The 1,666-nt window shown below is 65.5% G+C and carries 2 protein-coding genes and 1 pseudogene; all 3 read right to left on the reverse strand.

The genetic code is table 11. The features are described 5' to 3' along the window. Positions 1-273 (reverse strand): citrate/2-methylcitrate synthase (locus EN884_RS35145; RefSeq protein ID WP_281034865.1); only part of this gene is annotated, 273 nt, incomplete at its 3' end. Beyond that, positions 270-1,454 (reverse strand): CoA transferase, encoded by a 1,185-nt coding sequence (locus EN884_RS35150; RefSeq protein ID WP_063168997.1) that lies wholly within the window; start codon positions 1,452-1,454, stop codon positions 270-272. The genes EN884_RS35150 and EN884_RS35145, both read right to left, overlap by 4 nt. A gap of 15 nt (positions 1,455-1,469) precedes the next feature. Then, positions 1,470-1,666 (reverse strand): annotated as a pseudogene (locus EN884_RS35155) (tripartite tricarboxylate transporter permease); the annotation flags it as partial.

A 1,666-nucleotide genomic window follows, 5' to 3' on the forward strand; every position in this document is an offset into this window, starting at 1 on the left:
GGTTGCAGCCATGCGCGCGATGGCAATCGATGGCGCCTGCGGTCCATGGTCGACGGCGGCAGCCAAGGCAATGCCGAGCAATTCTGCCTGGTCCTCGCTGGGCAGTTCGCCGCGCAGCATCAGCCAGATGACAGCCGGAAAGCTGACGCGGCCGATCAGATCCTGGATCTCGTAGCCACGCAGCCGGATGACACCTGGCCGCATCTCGATGATGTCGGTCTGCCACCATTCCTCGCCGCGCTCACGGCCCGTCTTCTTCTCCGTGCCGCTCATGCGCGTGCCTTTGTCCTGGTGCGGGGCGGCAGGTCGGCGAACACCTCGCTCATATGTTCGCCGAGCGCCGGCGGCGGCTTTGTCGGCAAGGGCGCCTCGCCATCGACCATGAAGCCGCCGCGCAAAACGGTCAGCGGCTTCTTCATGCCAGCCACATCGTCGAAATGCGCGGTCACCTGGCGCTCGAGGACTTGGGGCTCGGCCAGCACTTGCGGGATCGTCAGCACCCTGCCGGCAGGCACGCCGGCGCGATTGAGCGTCTCTTCCCAGGCCGCCGCCGAGGCGCCCGCCAGGGCGTCCTCGATCTCGACTTTAAGCGCCGCACGGTTGCGCTTGCGCGTCTCGCGCTCTGCATAGCGGACATCGGAAGCCAATTCCGGCCGGCCGATCAGCCGGCACAGCGCCACGAACTGCTCCTGCTTGTTGGCAGCGATGTTGATGAGCCCGTCGCCGGTGCGAAACGCACCGGAGGGTGCCGCCGTCATGTTCTCGTTGCCCATCGGCATGGGGTCGATACCTGCGGTCAGATAGTTGGAAACCGGCCAGCCAAGTGCGGAAAGTGTGCATTCGAGCATCGAAACGTCGAGAAAGGCACCCTCGCCGCTCGTCTTCTGCCGCACCAGCGCCGAGGCGATGGCGAACGCGCCGACCAGTCCGCCAAGCGTATCGGCGACGGGATAGCCGACCCGCAGCGGCGCCGCTTCCGGTGTGCCGGTGATGCTCATGATCCCAGACAGGCCCTGGATGATCTGGTCATAGGCGGGATTGTCGCGCATTGGCCCGGTCTGGCCGAAACCCGATATCGCGCAATAGACGAGGCCCGGACGGACCGTCTTCAGTGCCTCGTAGCCAAGCCCCAGCCGATCCATCACGCCGGGGCGGAAATTCTCCACCAGTGCGTCGGCGCTGGCCACCAGATCGAAAAAGCGCTCGCGATCGGCTTGCTTCTTGAGGTCGAGCACAACCGACCGTTTGCCGGCGTTCTGAGCCAGGAACGAGGCGCCCATGCCGGCGCTGTTCAGCTTTGCCGAGCCGCCGAGCTGGCGGGCGAGGTCGCCGCCTTGCGGCGCCTCGACCTTGATCACGTCGGCGCCCAGCAGCGCCAGCTGATAGGCACAGTAGGGACCGGCCAGGACATTGGTCAGGTCGAGGACGCGAATACCGGAAAGCAGTTCTGTCATGGCATCAGGGATCGATCAGGCATCGCCGGGCACATGCTCCGGTCCGCGCCGACGACGATGCTCGATGAAGGCCCAGATATGCGGGCCGGCGAGACCGATGAAGGCGAGCGTCAGCAGTGTCAGCGACAGTTTGTGGGTGTAGAACACGGACCAGTCGCCATTCGAGATAGTCATCGCCCGGCGGAACTGGGTTTCGGCGAGCGGCCCAAGGA

The organism is Mesorhizobium sp. M7A.F.Ca.AU.001.01.1.1 (genome assembly GCF_004022735.1).
In the GTDB taxonomy this organism is placed as follows: Bacteria; Pseudomonadota; Alphaproteobacteria; order Rhizobiales; family Rhizobiaceae; genus Mesorhizobium; species Mesorhizobium ciceri.